This is a genomic window from Methylophilus glucosoxydans, assembly GCF_042676145.1.
GTDB lineage: Bacteria > Pseudomonadota > Gammaproteobacteria > Burkholderiales > Methylophilaceae > Methylophilus > Methylophilus glucosoxydans.
The window spans coordinates 490,565-510,939 of the sequence record NZ_JBHTJW010000002.1; the positions used below are offsets into that span (position 1 = coordinate 490,565).

Annotated in this window: 14 protein-coding genes; 2 read left to right on the forward strand and 12 right to left on the reverse strand. The window is 51.1% G+C overall.

Going from position 1 to position 20,375, the window contains the following annotated elements:
- The first annotated feature begins 182 nt into the window (after positions 1-182).
- Positions 183-3,872, forward strand: a complete 3,690-nt coding sequence (locus ACFQ1T_RS04825) for an EAL domain-containing protein (protein WP_379074442.1) — start codon at positions 183-185, stop codon at positions 3,870-3,872.
- A 164-nt stretch (positions 3,873-4,036) separates the two neighbouring features.
- On the opposite strand, the gene ACFQ1T_RS04830 is transcribed toward ACFQ1T_RS04825, so the two are convergent.
- Complete coding sequence (locus ACFQ1T_RS04830; protein WP_194748802.1) at positions 4,037-4,921, reverse strand: TorF family putative porin; 885 nt, start codon at positions 4,919-4,921, stop codon at positions 4,037-4,039.
- Between the two features lie 385 nt (positions 4,922-5,306).
- Between ACFQ1T_RS04830 and ACFQ1T_RS04835 the strand changes: the two genes are divergently transcribed.
- Positions 5,307-6,293 (forward strand): helix-turn-helix domain-containing protein, encoded by a 987-nt coding sequence (locus ACFQ1T_RS04835; protein ID WP_379074445.1) that lies wholly within the window; start codon positions 5,307-5,309, stop codon positions 6,291-6,293.
- Between the two features lie 15 nt (positions 6,294-6,308).
- On the opposite strand, the gene eutC is transcribed toward ACFQ1T_RS04835, so the two are convergent.
- The 11 genes from eutC to ACFQ1T_RS04890 form a co-directional block, all read right to left on the reverse strand.
- Complete coding sequence (gene eutC, locus ACFQ1T_RS04840; protein ID WP_379074448.1) at positions 6,309-7,109, reverse strand: ethanolamine ammonia-lyase subunit EutC; 801 nt, start codon at positions 7,107-7,109, stop codon at positions 6,309-6,311.
- Between the two features lies 1 nt (position 7,110).
- A complete protein-coding gene (locus tag ACFQ1T_RS04845) occupies positions 7,111-8,508 on the reverse strand; it encodes an ethanolamine ammonia-lyase subunit EutB (RefSeq protein ID WP_379074451.1) in 1,398 nt (465 codons plus the stop codon).
- Positions 8,509-8,574: 66 nt separating this feature from the next.
- A complete protein-coding gene (gene eat / locus ACFQ1T_RS04850; protein WP_379074453.1) occupies positions 8,575-9,921 on the reverse strand; it encodes an ethanolamine permease in 1,347 nt (448 codons plus the stop codon).
- 274 nt (positions 9,922-10,195) lie between these two features.
- Positions 10,196-10,513: a DMT family transporter gene (locus ACFQ1T_RS04855; RefSeq protein WP_194748797.1), complete on the reverse strand. Its 318-nt coding sequence runs from the start codon at positions 10,511-10,513 to the stop codon at positions 10,196-10,198.
- A gap of 169 nt (positions 10,514-10,682) precedes the next feature.
- Entirely contained in the window at positions 10,683-12,485 is a 1,803-nt protein-coding gene (atzF, locus tag ACFQ1T_RS04860) for an allophanate hydrolase (protein ID WP_379074456.1), read from the reverse strand.
- An 11-nt stretch (positions 12,486-12,496) separates the two neighbouring features.
- The gene (gene uca / locus ACFQ1T_RS04865) at positions 12,497-16,096 is read right to left on the reverse strand and encodes an urea carboxylase (RefSeq protein ID WP_379074459.1); all 3,600 of its coding nucleotides are present in this window, start codon (positions 16,094-16,096) and stop codon (positions 12,497-12,499) included.
- Positions 16,097-16,305: 209 nt separating this feature from the next.
- Positions 16,306-16,941, reverse strand: coding sequence for an urea amidolyase associated protein UAAP2 (locus ACFQ1T_RS04870; protein WP_379074462.1), 636 nt, complete (start codon positions 16,939-16,941; stop codon positions 16,306-16,308).
- A gap of 13 nt (positions 16,942-16,954) precedes the next feature.
- Positions 16,955-17,683 (reverse strand): urea amidolyase associated protein UAAP1, encoded by a 729-nt coding sequence (locus ACFQ1T_RS04875; RefSeq protein WP_379074465.1) that lies wholly within the window; start codon positions 17,681-17,683, stop codon positions 16,955-16,957.
- Positions 17,684-17,694: 11 nt separating this feature from the next.
- A complete protein-coding gene (locus ACFQ1T_RS04880; RefSeq protein ID WP_379074468.1) occupies positions 17,695-18,477 on the reverse strand; it encodes an ABC transporter ATP-binding protein in 783 nt (260 codons plus the stop codon).
- A complete protein-coding gene (locus tag ACFQ1T_RS04885) occupies positions 18,474-19,118 on the reverse strand; it encodes an ABC transporter permease (RefSeq protein WP_379074471.1) in 645 nt (214 codons plus the stop codon). Before ACFQ1T_RS04885 ends, ACFQ1T_RS04880 begins: the two co-directional genes overlap by 4 nt.
- 182 nt (positions 19,119-19,300) lie before the next feature.
- A complete protein-coding gene (locus ACFQ1T_RS04890) occupies positions 19,301-20,362 on the reverse strand; it encodes a putative urea ABC transporter substrate-binding protein (RefSeq protein ID WP_275357681.1) in 1,062 nt (353 codons plus the stop codon).
- Positions 20,363-20,375: the final 13 nt, after the last annotated feature.

Here is a 20,375-nt window from a genome sequence, read left to right on the forward strand (position 1 = left end):
TCGGTCTAAACCGGCTTGTTAACTCACACCCGGAGCATTAATGAGATCAATTCTCCGGATACCTCATGGATTCTGTGTTTATTTCTGCAATCTGTTTGCATATCACTGCCGTATAAATGCAGTTGGGCCTGACAGAACACCTCGCATCCAGTCAGGATATCTTTCATGTTGTCTGGATCCGCATGACACGCCGATGGATTGTTTTAGTCTGCACCTCGCTGCTGGCCATGGTTTGGTCAGCATTCGCCTATGCGGCACCCCCGGCTGAGCCTATCCGCTTACAACTCAAATGGCATCACCAGTTTCAATTCGCTGGTTATTACGCTGCCTTGCAACAGGGTTACTACCGTGATGAAGGGTTGGCGGTCGAGATTATCGAGGGTAACCAGTCCATCGATCCCTTAAAGCAGGTCTTGTCTGATCAAGCAGATTACGCCATCGGCGATTCCGAAATTCTGATTTCACGCTTGTCTGGCCAGCCGCTAATCGCACTGGCCGCCATTTTTCAGCACTCCCCGTATGTGTTACTGAGTTTGCAAAACAGCGGAATCAAGCGGCCTCAAGACCTGATCGGCAAACGTATTATGCTTTCGGGTGAACATGGCCGTTTGCAATTTCAGGCCATGCTATTCAAGCAACATCTGGATATTCACCAAATGACGCTTCTGCCTTATCGCTCAAATCTGGATGATTTGATTGAGGGGCGCGTGGACGCCATGATGGCCTATGCGATGGATGAGCCCATGCAATTACAGCAAAGAGGCTATGCCCCCGCTATTCTTAGCAACCAGGCCTATGGCGCAGATTTTTATGGCGATGTACTGTTCACGACTGAACAGGAGCTGTTGCAACATCCCGCACGGGTTGAGGCTTTTTTGCGCGCCACCAAAAAAGGCTGGAAGTACGCGTTCAATCATCAAGAGGCCATGGCCAATGCGATAGCCAGCATGCCTGGCGTTGCGCAACGCGACATCAATCAACAGTCTCTGTTGCAGGAGGCGCGTTTAATGGCGCCTTATGTGTTGTCTGAGGTGGTGCCCTGGGGACATATGAATGAAGAGCGCTGGCAGTCGATTGCCCAGACCTATGCCGCGCTGGGGCTGGTTCCTGCCAATGCGCAACTACAAGGCTTTATCTACCACCATGATGTTTCTATAGAACGCCCCTATGTGAACTGGCTAATACGCGGGGTGTTTACACTCGTGCTGGTGGTGGCTGTCACCGTGTTGTGGAACCTGCAAATGCGCAGGCAGGTCTCTGAGCGAACGCGGGCCTTGCAAGAGGAAATAGATCAGCGGCGCCAGACTGAGTATTTGCTCAAAGTGGCGGGCAATGTGGCAAAAATCGGTGGCTGGGTCATAGACCTACCCACAAAGCGCATGCGCTGGTCTGACGAAGTGGCGGCCTTACATGAATTGCCACCTGGATACTCTCCCAGCCTTGAGGAAGGCATGGGTCTTTTTGTGCCAGCCTATCGGGCGATCATGTCCAGCGCGCTTGAAAAATGCATGTCGGAGGGAGTCCCCTACGATCTGGAGCTGGAAAAGGTCACCGTGCATGGTCGCCGGTTCTGGGTGCGCGCAATGGGACAGGCGTTGCGCGATGAGCACGGCCGGATTGTTCAGGTGCAAGGCTCGTTACAGGATATTACGGCACAAAAACAACTCGAAGCGATCAAGCAGGGACAAGACAAAATACAGGCGATGCTACTGGCAGATATCCCGTTACCTGAGATTTTGCATGCGGCCGTGCAGCTCATCGAGGCGCATTTTTCCGAGGTCTATTGTGTGATTTTGCAGATGGACCAGGATGGGCGGCATCTGCATCATGCTGCCTCGCACCGCTTGCCAGCCAGCTACGCACAAGCGATGAGCCAGCTGCCTGTTGCAGGCTATGGCATGCTCAGTCTGACACAGAACCGGGTGATAGCCGAAGACATCAGCACGCATCCGCTATGGGCCGACTATGCGGACCTTGCGCTGAAACATGGCTTGCGTGCCTGCTGGAGTTTGCCCATTTTCTCACGCAGCCAACGGGTGCTTGGCATGCTGGCGATGTATCGTCAGTCTCGCCACCTGCCAGAGACAGCCGAGCTGGACATGGTCGAGAGTTATGCCCATATTCTGGGGTTGGCGATTGAGCGCGAGCAGGCAGACGAACAATTGAAGCTGTTACAAAGCGGTGTGTCACGGCTGAATGATATGGTGATGATCACTGAGGCGCCGGTACACACCCCGTTACAGCAAAAAATTGTGTTTTTAAATGAAGCGTTTACACGTATCACCGGCTTGGCCGTGGACCAGTACAATCATCTTTCGCCGTTTGAGCTGTTTAAAAACAGTACGCCTGCCAACGATTTGCAACGCATTAAGGAAGCCTGGCAGCAGCAATTACCGATTAAAACGGAAGTGGTGACTGTCGACCATCAAGGCAACGGCATTTCATTGGAAATGGATGCCTTGCCGCTGCATGACAAGCGTGGCCGTGTGACGCATTGGGTGGCTGTACTCAGGGACATCAGTGAACGCAAGCGCACCGATGCGCAAATTCGCCAATTGGCGTACTACGACACCATGACCGGCCTCCCCAACCGGCTGTTGCTGCAAGACAGGCTGGCGGCACATATCCGTAAATCCCAACTTAAAAAAACCGGTGGTGCCTTGATGTTTATCGATATTGATAACTTCAAAACACTCAACGATACGCATGGCCATGCGGTAGGTGATGCCTTGCTGATTGAGGTCGCCAAACGCATTAAACACTCTGTGCGGCGGCAGGATACGGTTAGCCGCCTGGGCGGCGACGAGTTTGTGGTCGTGCTCGATAGTTTGGCATCCGCAGCGGACCAAGCGGAAAAGCAGGCGCGCAAAATTTGTGAAAAAATCGTAGGCGCCTTTAAAAAGCCGTTCAAACTCAATCACTACCAGCATTACACGACCCCCAGCATTGGCGTCGTCTTGTTTGATCCTGACATGAGTCAGACCGATGAGCTGCTCAGACGCGCCGATATGGCCATGTATAAAGCCAAAGAGGCCGGCAGAAATGGCTACCGGTTTTTTGATGCGCAGATGGAAATCGAGCTCCGTCAGCGCGTGGCGCTGGAGGCGGAGTTGCATGAGGCCATAGAAAAACAGGAGTTTGTCTTGCATTTGCAGCCACAATATAACAGACAGCACCAGATGGTCGGTGCAGAAGCACTGTTGCGCTGGCAACATCCTGAACGTGGCCTGATCATGCCCGGTGAGTTTATTGCCCTCGCCGAGTCTAGCGGACAAATTGTCGCCCTGGGACGCTGGGTCTTACAGCAGGCCTGTGCCTTATTGCAGCAGTGGGCATTTCATCCGCAACTCAGTCAAATGGTGCTGGCCGTGAATGTCAGCCCCAAGCAGTACCTGCAATCAGCATTTGTCACGGAGGTGCAGCAATTGCTGACCGAGGCCAATATTGCCCCGGGCCGACTGCAACTTGAGTTGACGGAAAGCATGTTGATCGACAATGTGGAAGATATCATCGCCAAAATGACCGCGCTCAAAGCAGCAGGTGTCAGTTTCTCGCTGGATGATTTTGGCACGGGCTACTCTTCCCTGTCTTATCTCAAGCGCTTCCCGTTTGATCAGCTCAAAATTGACCAGTCGTTTGTACGCGACATGTTACAGGGGCAGGATCACCAAAGTATCGTCAATGCCATTATTTCACTAGGGATCAGCCTGCAACTCGACGTATTGGCCGAAGGGGTGGAGACCGAGGCGCAGCTCGACCTTCTCACCCGTTTGGGATGTAATACGTTCCAAGGCTATTATTTCTCAGTCCCGCAGCGTACGCAGGATTTTGAACGTTTAGTCGCAACCGGACGGTCTGTCATGACAGGCTGATGCTTAGCAGCGCCAGCCTCTCACGCACCTTACATAAAAAAACTCCCGGTTAACCGGGAGTATGAGAGAGGACTGTGATTGGTCGCTAACGGCCTGGAGTGGCGCTCCAGGCTGCGCCAGTCGCATCAGACTGACGCGCGACCACGGATCAAACGCGGTGTTGATCAGAAGGTAGAACTCAGCGTGATTATCCAGCGATTATCTGTCAGGTCTTTGGACCGGCTTCCGCCATTAAAACTGGAGCCACCGTAACCTTGGGGACTCCAGTAGCCAGTGTCATTCGCCCCCACATAGTACACGCCAAGGTTCAGCCCAGTCGTATTCGCTACTGCCAGCGTTTTACTCAATCCAATTTTGTAGTCAGTGTTGTCTGGATTCCCTTTACCAGCAGAGTAGTCACCATAAGAGAGTGGTGTTACCTTGGCCGCTACATCAAGCATACCAACGTGTCCCACCAGAATCAGGTCATAAAACGGCAGCGGATAGTTGGCATTTAACTCGATGTAAGTGGAGCCACGGCTATCGCTGTCAAAACCGGTACTCTTATTGGCGCCAAACCAGTCCGTGAGCGTGACAGAGGCTTTTGCACTAATCCAGTCATAACTGAGGGCAACATTTGCTTCATAAGTGTCAAAGCGCTGGCTACCCACTCTGGTAACCCCGTCGCTGCGTTTACAGTTACATTTGTTCCAATTGCCGCCGGGATAGAGGTAGCCAATCAGCCCAGCTGACCAGGCGAGCTTTTCAACTGCAGCGAAACTGCCATTGTAGCCCGTGTAAATATCAATCTCGGTGGTGCTGTCGACATAGGTTTGTGGCGTGATACTAGACCCCCAAACGCCTGCATAAAAGCCGCTCTCATGGGCAAGATCCATCCCGGCCTGAACGGCAGGCTTGTGCCATGACTGAGAGATGCCGCGGGAGTAGTAGTCCGACACAAAGGCCACATTTCTGGACAATGTCCAGGCAGATTTTTCTTCTGCCTGGCTAAGCGTGGAGACGAAACTTGCGGAGACGAGTGCAAGAGCAAAAAGGATAGATTTACGCATAAATAGGGTCCCTGTTAATGAATAATGTGAGCTCATTCTGCGGATTGCAGTCCCCTGCGGCTATCCCAAATCGGCAAAGATGCAGATAAAAATGGTGATGGGAGGTTTGAGGATTAGGTGAGCAGCCTGATGCGCAGACAGTGCTTTTTGCGCCCATGCAATGCACTAAAAATAGGCGCAGCATGCCTAATTGCACCTGGATTGATAACTTTGTGATGAGGGTAACCAATGCTACGAAATAAAAGCGCGCAGGAAATGCTTTGTAAACCTGCATGGCAAGCTGAATGCTGGGCGGTGTGCTAAAACAGGAGAGTTGGAATGTTATTTGCTAACACAGCACTACAGTTAGCTCACACAATAATAAAGCAGACTCAGGGATACCATAATGTTAGAACACTGCGCGCGCACTGCGGCATTATTGACGCTGCCACAGTCAAACTATTTGCATAGGGAAAGTCAGGATTTTGATGAGCAGTCTCAGTTCCTGCAAGGCTGGCATCAAGATTACTCACAGCTCTCGGCCGGGCACTTTAATGGCTTTTTGACCCATGTGCACTTGCCTGAGGTGTCATTATTCCTTGAGTTTACTAATCAGCAACTCCATCAACAAGGCTATCTGGATGAGGAGAAAATCTCCATCGGGGTGCCGATGAATAGCATTGAAAAGGGCATGTTTTGTGGCAGCCTCTGCGAGCAGCAGGCAGTGCATATTTTTTCTGGCAGAAACGGTTTTGAGTTTGTCTCGCCCGCAAACCTCACCATCGGCCTGATTGTGATTTCGAGAAAATTTCTGATGCAGTACTTGTCAGATGACGATCAGGAGCGACTGGACCAGCAGTGCAAGAGTGCCAAGATTTTATATTTGAACCAAACGAAGTATCTGAACCTGGTGCGCTTTTTACGTTCAGTATTTGCGACGCTAAAGGCATTGCCCGGCTTTATTCAATACCCTACGCTGGTGCAAGAAACACAAATGATGGCTTTGCAAATGGTGGCCGATACACTGCTCTGTGACGATTCGGCGCCAAGGACGGTTTATTATCAGCATCAATCATGGCAAGTGGTCACCAAAACCCGGAAAATCGTGCGTGAACGCCAGGATGATCCTATCACTGTCGTCGAGTTGTGCGAGTCTTTGGCCATGAGCCACCGCACCTTGCAATATCATTTTCAAAGAACCCTGGAGAAAAGTCCGATCGTCTACCTGCGCACCGAGCGGCTCAATGGTGTCCGCCAAATGCTGAGGCACGCCAATTCTGTGACGGAGGCAGCCACTTCATGGGGCTTCTGGCATTTTGGACATTTTTCGCAGGAATATAAAAAGATGTTTGGTGAAGCTCCCTCTACCACCTTCAAGCGCTTTCATGGATGAGGTGGCGGTTTTGCGTCATTGGTCGGAAGGCGCGTCTTGAATCATAACGACATCGCTTTCATCTTTGAGCGCAACGCCTGACAATTTTAAACGGTTGGCTTCTTTTGCCAGCCATAACAATTTTTTTGCGGCGGCGGCATAACCCAGGCCATCTGGCCTGACATTGGAAATACAGTTTCTGTCCGCATCACTCCGGCCACGCCGCGGCTGATGCGTCAAATAAATCCCCAGGCTATCCGGCGAGCTGAGTCCAGGCCGTTCACCAATCAGCATGGCCACCATGTTTGCGCCTAGCATTTCGCCCACTTCATCGGCCAGTGCAACCCTGGCCTGGGAGGCAATCACCACCGGCCCCAGATGCCATTCCGCAGGGGCTTGCGCATGAATTTCTTGCAATAATGGCAGCGCGTGATTTTTGATTGCCAGTGAAGACAAGCCATCCGCCACCACCAGTAATAAATCAATCGCTTGTTTTGGTTTGGCAGCTTTGAGGTGTAGCCCGCTGTCCTCACTCAGTTGACGGCCCCAATCGGGTCTTAATAAATAAGAAGCCCGGTCTGGTGCCTTGCTATGAACCTGATGGACATCGACTGACAATGTCGCTTGAATTTGCGCCATCAAAGCCTGGGTATCCAGGCCAAGATGAACCGCATCCCTGGCCAATGCATGGCTCAAGCTGAAATCCAGGACTTCTTGCGTAGGCAGGCTGCTACCTACCCTGCCGAGGGCAATCCGCGCTTGCGTAAAGCTTTTAAGCTGTGACCAGGGATCTTCGCTGACGATGCCTGTGCTAGGGGCTGCAGGAGGCTGATGCATATTAAGGGACACTCATTAATTGCTTGGGTTTATTTTGTAACAAGGCATGGCTATTGTCTACCGGGCGGATCATGCCGGTGTGATCCATCAGGTTCATGCGTTGTAGCCACTGCTCAAACTCCGGTGCTGGCTTCAGGTTGAGTGTTTTACGCAAATAGAGCGCATCGTGAAAGGAAGTGGTCTGATAATTAAGCATGATGTCATCCGCCCCTGGAATGCCCATGATGAAGGTAATGCCTGCCACAGACAGCAAGGTCATCAAGGTGTCCATGTCGTCTTGATCTGCCTCGGCATGGTTGGTGTAGCAGACATCACACCCCAGCGGCAGGCCCAGCAACTTACCGCAGAAATGGTCTTCCAGGCCGGCACGGATAATTTGTTTGCCATCGTATAGGTATTCAGGCCCGATAAAGCCCACCACCGTATTGGTGAGTAAGGGCGAAAAGTGGCGGGCAACCGCATAGGCACGTGCCTCGCAGGTTTGCTGGTCCATGCCAAAATTGGCGTTGGCCGAGAGTGCCGAGCCTTGGCCTGTTTCAAAATACATAACGTTCTGGCCTACCGTGCCGCGTTGCAGTGACAATGCTGCAGAATACGCTTCATCCAGAATCGAAAGATTAATACCAAACGTTTTATTGGCTTGTTCGGTGCCGGCAATCGACTGAAACACCAAATCAATCGGCGCACCTTTTTCAATCAGTTGAATCTGGTTGGTGACATGGGTCAGGATGCACGACTGGGTGGGAATCTCATATTGGTTAATGACTTCATCAACCAGGTAATATAAGTTCATCAAGCCAGGAATGCTATCGGTGGCCGGGTTGATGCCGATCACCGCATCCCCCGAGCCATACAATAATCCGTCTAGCAGAGAAGCGGCAATACCGCGGGCATCGTCGGTCGGGTGGTTGGGCTGCAAGCGCACAGACAAACGACCTGGCAGGCCGATGGTATTTCGAAATGCGGTCGTCACTTGGCATTTTTTGGCAACCAGGATCAAGTCCTGGTTGCGCATCAGCTTGCTGACCGCAGCCGCCATTTCCGGTGTGATGCCTTTGGCAACCCGCGTCAGCGTGGCGGTATCCGTGGTATCCAGCAACAGCCAGTCTCGAAAATCGCCTACGGTTAAATGGCTGATCTCACTAAATGCCTGCGCATCATGCGTATCAATGATCAAGCGCGTCACTTCGTCTTGTTCATAAGGCAGCAGCAACTCCTCTAAAAAGCGTTTGAGCGGCACACTGGCGAGGCACATTCTGGCGGCCATCCGTTCGACATAAGTCTCTGCAGCCACGCCTGCGAGAAAGTCGCCAGAGCGCGGCGGTGAGGCTTTTGCCAGCACTTCTTTCAAGTCTTTAAACTGATACTGATGTACTCCGACGCTGTAACTGTAAGCCATCTTTTTCTCACTCTCCAAGGAATCAACAGGGGACTCCTTTACGTACCTTGCATGGATTGTCCGCGTTTAACGGTCAGTCGCTGTGTCGCGTTGCCCTTTTGTCAGGCTGAAATAAATATAGCCCACTGCCATCAGCACGGCAAACACCAGCGCCAATGCCTGATTGTAGTAGATCATGGTCAGCAAACTGATCACGGCAAGGCTCAAGGCAATTGCCGGAAACAGCGGATAACCCATGGTACGGAACGGGCGATCCAGCGCAGGCTCGTTTTTTCTCAGCGCAAAAAAGCTCAGCATCGAAACGATATACATGACGATGGCTCCGAATACCGCCATCGTGATCAAGTTTGCCGTGAGCGTCATGCCATTAAACTGTAAGTCATCACTCAAAATAGCTGCCAGGCCGACCACGGCCCCAGCGATCAACGCGCGATGTGGGGTTTTAAAGCGCGCATGCGTGGCTTCAAAGTATTTCGGCATAAATCCGGCGCGTGCCAGGGCAAAAATCTGCCGTGAGCAACCAAGCAAAATTCCGTGAAAAGAGGCGATCAATCCTAGCAAGCCAATCCAAACCAGCATATGTAACCAGCCACTGTTCTCACCCACCACCACTTTCATTGCCTGTGGAATAGGATCATTGACATTGGCCAGGGTTCTCCAGTCGCCCACGCCACCTGCATATAACATCACGCCAATGGCCAGAAACACCAGCGTCAGAATCCCGGCAATATAAGCTTTGGGGATCGTTCTTCTCGGATCTTTGGCCTCTTCTGCAGCCATGGCAACACCTTCAATTGCGAGAAAAAACCAAATGGCAAATGGAATCGCCGCCACCATGCCTGGAATCGCTGCGCTACTAAAAACGTCATTACCTGCCCAGCCATGTGCGACAAAGTTTGTCATTGAGAAACCGGGGGCAACCACGCCCATAAACACCAATAACTCCATAATTGCGAGCAAGGTGACCAGCAGTTCAAAGGTGGCAGCGATATGCACCCCAACAATATTCAAACTGACAAATACAATATAAGCACCCACGGCAAAAAGCTTGGGGTCTATGCCCGGATATTGCACATTCAGATAGGCGCCAATCGCCATCGCAATAGCCGGCGGTGCGAATAAAAACTCAATCAAGGTGGCATAACCGGCCACATACGCCATCTTAGGACCAAAAGCCCGTCTGGCGTAAGCAAACGGCCCACCGGCATGCGGAATAGAAGTAGTCAGTTCAGTAAAACTGAAAATAAAGGTGGTGTACATCAGCGCGATAAATAGCGTGGTCACCAAAAAACCCAAGGTTCCCGCTTTATCCCAGCCATAACTCCAGCCAAAATATTCGCCGGAAATCACCAGCCCGACGGCCAGTCCCCATAAATGCCAACCATTCAGCGTTGGCTTTAACGATACGCTCATGACAGCTTCCCCTAGCAATTAAAATCATGGTCGTATCATGCGAGTTTCGTGTGAATTCAACTATCCCATTTTCGCAATGATGGGTTGCGCGCTATAGATTGCCTAAGGTTGGGCTTGAATCGTACAAGCTTGGGTAATTGCAACGAAGTAAGCTACATCAGCAGAGTCTGCTTGATCACAGACGTGCTGTTAAAAGAATAAATACGTCGTCTCACGCAAGGTGAGCGTTAAGTGAACGACCCCTTTAGGGCGAGTGCTGTTGCCATTTCATGGCTTATGATCCGCCAACTTTCATGAGTATCAGCCCAGAAATGATTAAGGTTGCCGCAAGTAATCGCAACATTGTGATGGGTTCAGAGAGCACCGTGATGCCAACGATAAATGCACCAACGCCACCAATCCCCGTCCAAACAGTGTAAGCAGTGCCCATGGGGATCGTGCGCATCGCTGAAGACAGCAACCAAAAGCTTCCTATCACTGTAAGCAGCGTCATAAGTGATGGTAGCAGTTTTGAAAAACCATCAGACTCTTTGATCGCGTAAGCGAAGATGATTTCCAGAATGCCAGCGGCGAAAAGTTGTAACCAAGCCATAAATTGTCCTAAAGTGAAGCCAAGCTGTCCTGTGAAAACGCAATGGCTGGATGGCTTCCCCACTGCGCTAAAGATAGTCATCTTTTTGTGCAACATCCCTATTAAAAGCAAAAAAGATTTTTGAATGAATCAGGGAAACGTCAACGGTTCGCTGACAGACCCAGCAAAGCTATTGGTGTTGCAAGTAATCTCGCCATCCAGAAAACTGAGAGATTTGATCTGCAGTTTCCAGTGCGTAATCCTCACAAATAAATCCGGTGACCCATGAGCCATCTATCAGTTCAACCTTGCCCAGTCCTAATGGCGCCGGAATATCATTTAGAAAGGCGCCTAGCTCTTGGGTGGGGATTTCCCAGATTTCCACCTCAAATGACCGGCCACCGGTTGCAACTCTTCTTAACCCTGGTCGTTTGGGCGGTGAGCCCGCCAAGGCATAAAACTGGTAAGCAGAGGAGGTCTGTGTTTTTTTGAGCAATTGCCCGCCTTTATCTTTTAATTGCCAATTCAAGGGCAAACCGTCTAAATGTGCGCCACACACCAGCAGCTGTGAGCGATCATTTTTTGCCAAGGTGGTAGGGGGCGCGGCCGTGAATTCGAATTGACCAATCAGCGGTAGTTTTGAGGTGCGCTGAAAACTGTCCGCAATACTTAAAAGATATTGGTCACAGAATGCCCGCCCAAACAAAGTCACCCCTGAAGGCAGGCCATTCCGCATGAATCCAGCCGGAACCGCTACCGCCGCATAGTCGAGCAGATTCATGAAGTTGGTGTAAGTCCCCAAATCAGAGTTACGTTTCACAGGCTCTGCCGCTAGCTCGGCCAAGGTGACCGGGCGCGGATAGGCCGGCGTGATCATGAAATCCAGGTTGGCAAGAATGGCATCCGTCTTGACTTTTAGGGCTTGTAATTTGTATTGTGCTCTAAACGCTTGCACCGCTGTGGCAGTTGGTGCTTTTTGTAGCACATCTCTGATGACGGGCAGTACCGCTTCTGGATTGTTCTCAATCAACTCGCCAACGACGCTGTATCTCTCAGCGACCCATGGGCCTTCGTAAAGAAGCTTCGCAGCCTCCAGAAAGGCACTGAAGTCTATTTCAATGGCGATGCCCCCCATGGTCTCAAGGGTGGAGACTGAACGCTCAAAGAGGGCCTGACTTTCAGCGCAACCTAGAAACTCTAATTGTTTAGGGACGCCAAACTTAAATCCGCTGGCGGGGATGCCAAACGATCTGCCCGTGTTCCAGCCAACATTGGCTCGGCTGTATTCGTCTTCTGGATCCTTGCGCGCAGTGAGTGCGAGCAGCTTGCTTGCTTCCAATGCGGTCGCGGTAAAAAAGGTCGTGCAATCCAGCGTGCGGCAAGCTGGTACAACACCAGCTGTTGAAATTAAGCCTTTGGTGGCTTTCAATCCAATCAGGTTGTTGAGCGCTGCCGGAACACGCCCGCTGCCTGCGGTATCCGTCCCGAGTGCAAACGATGCCAGTCCCAATGCCACTGCCAGCGCGGAGCCTGCACTGGAGCCGCCACTGGGATATTCAGCAAGAACGCTATTGCGGCAGAGTCCATAGGGGGAGCGGGTGCCGTTCAGGCCAGTCGCGAACTGATCAAGATTCGTTTTACCGATGGGGATCGCGCCTAGTGCGATCAACTGCGCAACAATGGTGGCATTTTTTGCCGGGATGTAACTAAACGCATGACATGCCGCCGTGGTCGGGACACCGGCCAGGTCGATGTTATCCTTGACCGCAAATGGGACGCCATACAGCGGTAAGCTTTCCGGCCCGGTCGCCTCTAGATTTGCCAGATAAGGCGCTAACTCTTCTTCGGTCAGAATGTGGATGAAGAGCTTGTATTCTGGATTTAACTGGAGGGCTCTTTCGCGCAATGCTTGAATGAGTTCACGGGGTGAGAATGCATGGTTGGCATACGCACTTTTAAGGGCATCCAATTGCAGGTTATATGGGTGTTTCATTTCAATGTCCTTTAAGCTTCGTTAATCACGACCACACACTGCCCGGCGTTGACTGGTGAGCCAGAGGAGACCCGTATCTCTGCCACGACACCATCGACAGGTGCTTGGATTTCAATTTCCATTTTCATGGATTCAAGAATGACTAAAGATTCGCCAGCGGTCACCTGTTGCCCAATCTGCACAACGACTTGCCACAAATTGCCGGCAATGTGACTTTCCACGCCAACCTGCCCCTCGGCTAAGGTGGATTCTTCCGTGTCACTGGCTAACTGTTCATTTATTTCAAAATTCGCCTGCCCAGTGTCAATCCAGCGCTGACGCTCCGCATCGAATGCCTTTTTTTGATGGGTTCTGAACGCTTGAATCGATGATGCTTCCCGCGCCAAGAAGGACTGATATTGCGAAAGATTGAGGCTGGTCTCTTCAATCTTTAATGGATAGCGACCGAGTGGAAAATCACGCCGGATGACAAGTAATTCTTCGGCCGACACGGGGTAAAAGCGAATCTGGTCAAAGAAATTCAGTAACCATGGCTTTCCTTCAAACGCAGCCACATTTTTGTAGCGACTCCACATTTGCAGGGTGCGGCCCACAAACTGGTAACCCCCTGGGCCCTCCATACCGTAAACGCACATGTAAGCGCCGCCAATCCCAACGGAGTTCTCTGCAGTCCAGGTTCTGGCCGGATTGTATTTGGTAGTGACTAATCTGTGCCTTGGATCCAAAGGGGTCGCGACTGGTGCGCCAAGGTAAACATCACCCAGCCCCATGACCAGGTAACTGGCGTCAAAAACGATTTCCTGCACTTTTTGAATATCCGGCAATTCATTAATGCGGCGGATAAACTCCAGGTTGCTCGGGCACCAAGGCGCATCTTTACGCACGGTGGTCATATATTTTTCGATCGCCAATTGGCAAGCGGGATCGTCCCAGGACAATGGCAAATGCACTACCCTGGATGGCACGGTAATGTCTTGCGTTGAACTGAGTTTGCCCCAAATTTCTTGGATCAACGCCAATAATGTTTTTAATGGCAGCTGTTCAGGCTGGTAATGCACTTGCAAGGAGCGTATGCCAGGGGTGAGGTCAATAATGCCTGCAGGATTACTTTGTTCGATGGCTTGCATCAAAGCATGCGCTTTGAATCGTAAGACAAGGTCTAGCTCAGGCGCGCCGATCTCAATCAACAAGTGCGTATCGCCAGATAGTCTTGCGACGAGCTTGGACTCCTTTTCCCCAATTTCCAGCACGATAGGGGTCTGCAGTTCTGCCGCCTGCCAAGATGCAGTGATTGGACTCAGGCCTGCGATTTGTTGCTGTTGTTCTTTAAAAGCCTTTCTGGCGGCGGCGATGGTCACCGGGATAAAGCGAACTTTGTCACCTGCCTTGAGTTGTCCCAAGTGCCATAAATCTGCTTCAATCATCGTCACCGGGCAGACAAAGCCACCCAGGCTGGGCCCATCAGGCCCGAGAATCACCGGCATGTCACCGGTGAAATCAACCGCACCAATCGCATAGGGATTGTCGTGAATATTGGAAGGATGTAAACCCGCTTCACCGCCGCTTTCTCTGACCCACTCAGGCTTCGGTCCAATCAGGCGAACACCAGTCCTGCTGGAGTTGAAATGCACTTCCCAATCTGTGTTTAAAAACTGATCGATGTAGCGCTGGGTGAAATATTCCGGGGCGCCATGCGGCCCATAAATGACTCGGATCTGTCTGGTCTCAGCAAGGGGAGGGTAGAGGTCTGGCGGTAGCGCGATGCCCGCAGCAGCATCCTCTAATGCTGGCAGGTGGATGACATCCCCGGCCCTTAAAGCGCGCCCCGCATGCCCGCCGAATTGGCCCAGCGTAAACGTACTTTTACTGCCCAAATATTCAGGAATCTCCAGGCCGCCCCTGAAAAGCAAATAGCTGCGGGCGCCTGTTTCGGCAATTTTGCCTAAGGTTAACGTTGACCCTCGCTTGATGTGGAGAGAGATATGTTGTGGCGCCTGCTCGCCATCCACTTTTACCGGGATGTTTGCACCCGTGATAGCGACAACGGCATCCGTATTGAAGCGCAAGGTGGGACCACTCATGGTGATTTCCAATCCGGCGGCACGTTCTTCGTTCCCCAGCAAACGGTTCCCCAAACGGAAAGCCAGGCTATCCATTGGGCCTGAGGGTGGAACACCGACTGCCCAATATCCCTGCCGACCAGGATAATCCTGAATGGTGGTTTGCGTGCCCGGAACAAGGACTTCAAATGTGTGAGATTGATAGGCTAAACCCTCAAGACAGCGTGTCCAGGGATGGCCTTCTGAAAATGGCTGGTCGGATAATATTTGTCTGAGGTAGTCACGGTTGGTCTCTACGCCGTATAGCACGGTCTCTGCGAGCGCGTCATCCAGACGCTTTCTGGCCTCTTCCCTGGTGGCTGACCAGCTAATCACTTTTGCAATCATAGGGTCAAAATAGGGCGGTACTTCGCAGCCTGCCTCAACCCATGTGTCTACACGCAATGCTTTTCCATCCGCATTTGGAAACGCAACATTGGTCAACAAACCAGGGCTGGGTTGAAAGTCTTTTCCAGGATCTTCCGCATACAGGCGGGCTTGTATTGCGTGGCCATGGGGTTGCAGTGTTTGGCGAATTTCTGACAAAGGCGGTAAGTCGCCAGCTGCCAATTCAATCATCCAACGCACCAGGTCAACGCCCCATACTTGCTCGGTAACACCATGCTCTACCTGTAAGCGGGTATTCACTTCCAGGAAATAAAATTGCTCGGCAAGGCTGTCATACACAAATTCTACGGTGCCCGCACTGCGGTAATTAACCGCTGTTGCTAATTTAATCGCCGCTTCACACAACGCCTGCGCCATGCCGTCCGGCAAATTGGGCGCCGGGGTTTCTTCTAATACTTTTTGGTTTCTGCGCTGCACAGAGCAATCACGCACCCCCAAGGCAATGACCTCGCCTTTGCCATCCCCAAACACCTGCACCTCTAAATGTCTGGCGCGTTCAATGTATTTTTCAATAAACACGCCAGAGTCACTAAAGTTGTTCTGTCCCAGGCGCCTCACGGCTTCAAACGCTTCGGCAAGGTCGCGTTCGTTCCAGCACACGCGCATGCCTATGCCACCACCCCCTGCGGTGCTTTTCAGCATGACCGGGTAACCTACCTGCTTGGCTGCAGCGGTCGCCTCGCGCACGCTCTCCAACAACTCAGTGCCCTCCAGCATGGGCACCTGATGGGCTTTTGCAATCGCCCTTGCCGTGTGCTTAAGCCCGAATACGCGTAATTGTTCCGGGGTTGGGCCAATAAAGGCGATGCCCGCTTGTTCACAAGCTTCTGCGAACGCTGCATTCTCAGATAAAAAACCATACCCAGGATGAATGGCAGTCGCCCCGGTGGTTTTTGCGACTTCAAGTATTCGCGCTACATTGAGATACGTATTTGCAGCGGGGCCTTCCCCAAGGCTAATCGCCTCGTCGGCCTGCTGAATATGTAAACTGGCAATGTCCGATTCTGAATAAACCGCCACCCCTTTCACGTTCAGGGCTTTTAGGGTGCGGAGGATGCGGCAAGCAATTGCCCCTCGATTTGCAATCAGTAGTTTATTGAACATACAAATGATCTTCTGAGGGCGGGTCGTCCCGCATATACGAAACCACGCTGAGGTCGTCCACAGCGGGATCCACTGGCTAGGTGATCGTTTGGGTAGCCGGCGTGACTTGCTAAAAGCGCGCTATTTAGAGAAGTCTGCTCTTGCTGTCATGCCTTGATACAAGGCATCAAGCACTTTTCGAAAGACGCGTATCATCTTCTTTTTGAATGTTAGTTCCATACAAATACCTCCGCTTGGGTTGGGTTCCATCCATTACATGGGTTGTTCAGTTGTGGGCAATTCGAGATCAACACAATTAAATCCTGGTGCGCTTTTAATTCCACATATTTGCCTGGCGCTGAAATGCCATCTGCAAAGGTCAAGCCGCCCTCCGGAGTGACCGGAACGTTCATGAAGAAGTTAATGTTTGCGCCAATATCCCGCTTGTTCAGTCTGCCATCATGCAAACAGGCGCACATGAAATTGTCTCTGCAACTATGCATGTAGCGCTTGTCGAGTGAATAACGTACGGTATTACTTTCCTGGGCGCATGCGCCTCCCAGCGTGTCGTGGCGACCGCAGGTATCTGCCACAATCGTGGCTAATGGGTTGCCCAGGTTTGAGTACAGCGTTGTACCCGTCGTCAGGTAAACCTTATTCTGATTACGCATGGTCCGTTGCGCGTCATAACGCTCTCTTGGATTGCTCGCGCTATAAAAAAGGGTATCCACAGCCTGGTTACCTTCAGTGTCTAACAGCCTGAATGTCTGTCCTGCTTTGACTTCAAACAAATAAGGTTCGCCAGCCGGAATGACATGGTGGAAAAAGGCATTTTCAGTAACTAATGGGCTTGAGATGATGTTCATATTGATTCCTTCCTCACAGGTAGAAGCGTTCAGTGTTATGGAAAGCACGACCGTTTTCCGGCCTAGACTGTCGACACACTTCACTGATACTTTCACTCTCTGCCTTGCGCCATGACAGTTGCACGGGGCGGGGGTGATACTCAGGATTGGGGTCCAATGGATGTTGAATGGCGGTCAGAATCACCAAGGTGTCCATTGGGGCATACAACTCCACGTAATTGCCTGCACAAGAATGGTTGGGCTCAAAGAACAGGGATCCCTCGTCATCCACGGTCACTTTGCTAAAAAAGTTGACGACCATGAGCAAGTCTTGAAGATCAAGATTCCATTTACCCATCTCCACCAACAGATTATCCGTGCCATTGCGATAGAAATTATTTCTGAGTTCCTGATAGCGGCCAACGCCATATTTCGTTTCAACTTCTTGAGCGTTCAAAACCCCGCCCAAACTGTCATGCCAGCCGCATGTGTCCTCAGTGATGGCGGCGAGTACTCTCCCCATGTCCGAGTAAAAGCAATGTCCTTTTGTGAGCTTGGCCGTGTGTTGTGCTTTTAAGGTGTCTGGTAAGTTCAGTCGCTCGCTGTGTTGATGTGCATTCAACATCATGAGGCTGACATTGGCGTGACCTTCGACGTCTGTCATGCGCAAAACCTGGTCTTTTTTCAGGATGAAGGAGATGTGACCGCCCCCTGGAACAAGCTCTTCGTAGAGGATGTTAGATGTATTTGTATCATTGTTCATGGGTAAACCTTTTAATTCGTTTGATTAAGCACATGGGTGGGCAATGTCGCCACCTGTGCTTGTTGCTGGAGTCTGTCCTGATTGAGCTTGATGTCGTAGGTGATATGCGCACCGTAGGCTTTGGGCGCATGTGGATCGACTCGGACCTTATCAAATACCATCAATCGGGTGCCCAAATGAAAGCCCTCGGACAAGTCATGGGTGACCATGAAGACCGTCAATTTTGTCTCTTTGCATAGTTCTAACATGAGTGCATGCATATCTTTGCGAATGCCGGGATCCAGCGCGCCAAAGGGTTCGTCCAGCAACAGGATGCGAGGTTGAGCAATCAATGCCTGCGCGATGGCGAGGCGTTGCTGCATGCCGCCCGATAGCGCAGAAGGGTATTGATGTAAATGGTGATCCAGACCGACACGGGTGAGTATTTGCGTGGCCCTCAGTCTTGCTTCTTTCTTTTTAGCTCCCCACAGGCGCCCCCAAAAAGGCGATGCTAAAAACTCCATACCTATGACTACATTTTCCAGAACCGTCAGGTGCGGGAACACCGAGTATTTTTGGAATACCACCCCGCGGGATGGGTCTGGCTCTGCCCGAAGTTTTTGCCCATCCAAAAGAATCTCACCTTTGGTGGGGGTTTCCTGGCCCAGCAACATGCGCAGGAATGTAGATTTTCCGCATCCGGAAGCGCCTACCAGCGTGCAAAACTCGCCTTCTTCAACCTTCAGATTCAGGCCTTCTAAAACGACATGGTCTCCGTAGCTTCGCCACACATTCTTAAACTCTATAAAACTCATGCGTCCGCTCCTTCAGCCCAAGGAAAGCAGACTTGATGCAGTTTTTTGAGGGCATAATCTGTCAGCCAAGCGAGCAAGGTGATCCACAAAACATAGGGCAAGATCACATCCATTGCCAGATATCTACGCACTAGAAAGATGCGATATCCCAGGCCTTCTGTGGATGAGATGGCTTCCGCAGAAATCAGAAACAACCAGGCTGAGCCCATCAGTAAGCGCAGGGAAGTCATCAATCTTGCCAGTAATTGCGGTAGTACCACCCGTATCATTAACGTCCATGAGTTAGCGCCTAATGTCTGCGCTTTAATGATGATTTCCTTGGGCAGTTCTCGTGCCCGTTGTTCCAGGTCGCGCGCCAGCATGGGCGTGAGTCCGATCACAATCAGCATGACTTTAGAGAGCTCATCCAGGCCAAACACGATAAACAGGATGGGAAGAATCGCCAGCGGCGGCACCATGGAGATAATCGCGACCAAGGGGGAGAGTGATGCCCGTAACAACGGGATCGACCCTAATAAAATACCGAGCGTTAACCCAAGCGATGCAACAATGGCCAAGCTCATCCCTAGTCGCTTCAAACTGGACAAGGTGTCATCCAGCATCAGAAAGGTCCCAGTGGAGGGATCTTCTGTAAATGCCATCAGCTTCAGGGCTTCCCACATTTGAGAAACACTAGGAAGGAGCTTGTCCTCTGGATTTTCAACCAGGCGAAGATGTGAGTTCACCAAATACACAACAATGATCAAGATCATTGGTGTGGCGGCAAGCATCCATCTCGTCCCCCTGCTGGGGTATTGATTAATTAATCTCATGATTGACCTGTTTAGAGCTTGCCATCCACAGCCATTTGCAGATACGTGTCAGTGAATCTGAGCTTGATATTTTTGCTGTTACCGGTGACGACGCCGTTGGGATATTCAATGCCAATGGCGGTTGCGGATTTTGCTGCAGGCCCTAGCAAACCATTCTCGAAAGAAAAACTAGAAACCTTTTGCATCACCGTTGGCAGTTTCGCGTCCCTGACAAAGGCCAGTGAGGCAGCAGGTTCATAAAACAGGGCTGTGGTGGAAATTTGCTGCATGTATGAATCCAGGGTTGTGCCAGAGTGCTTTGCCATGTATTGCAACGCCTCTTTATCTTTTGCTTTCATGAGTGCCATCACTTCAAACCATGCGCCCGTTAAAGCTTTCCCTAGCGATGGGTTTTTTCGTAAAGTGTCTGTATTGACGACCATCAAGTCGATGATTTCGCCAGGAATCTGGCTGGAGGTGAATGCTTTTGAGGTATTTGGCAGCGCGGCTAACTCAGAGAGTTGAGGGTTCCAGGTTGCCATTGCTTTCACAGAGGGTGTGCTAAAGGCGGCGACAACATCTGCATCTGAGACATTGACTAACTTCAAGTCCTTCTGGGTGAGTCCGGCCTGTTCCAGAGCCCTTGCCAGTAAGTAATGCGATACAGAATATTGAACCAAGTGTACGCTTTGCCCCTTGAGGTCCTTGATCTGTTTATTCGCGCCTTTAATGACAATACCGTCGTTACCGTTTGAATAGTCGCCGACAATTAATGCGGTGGAGTCAACGCCACCCGCCGCTGGCACAACCAACGCATCCAGATTGGCCATACTGCAACCATCAAACTGCCCCGCGGTGTATTGATTAATGGACTCAGCATAATCGTTCAACTGAGTAACTTTAATCGTGATGCCGTATTTCTTTGCCCATTTGGCGACGATGCCTTTTGCTTGCGCATAATCCCATGGCATCCATCCAGCATAAATGGTCCAGCAAATATTGAATTGTTTTTTTGAGTCAGCAGCGAATGCTGTGGTATTGAACAGAGAAAAGCAAAGCAGCGTCAGTGCGATTGTAAAGCGTCGAACTAGCATAGGAGAACTCCAA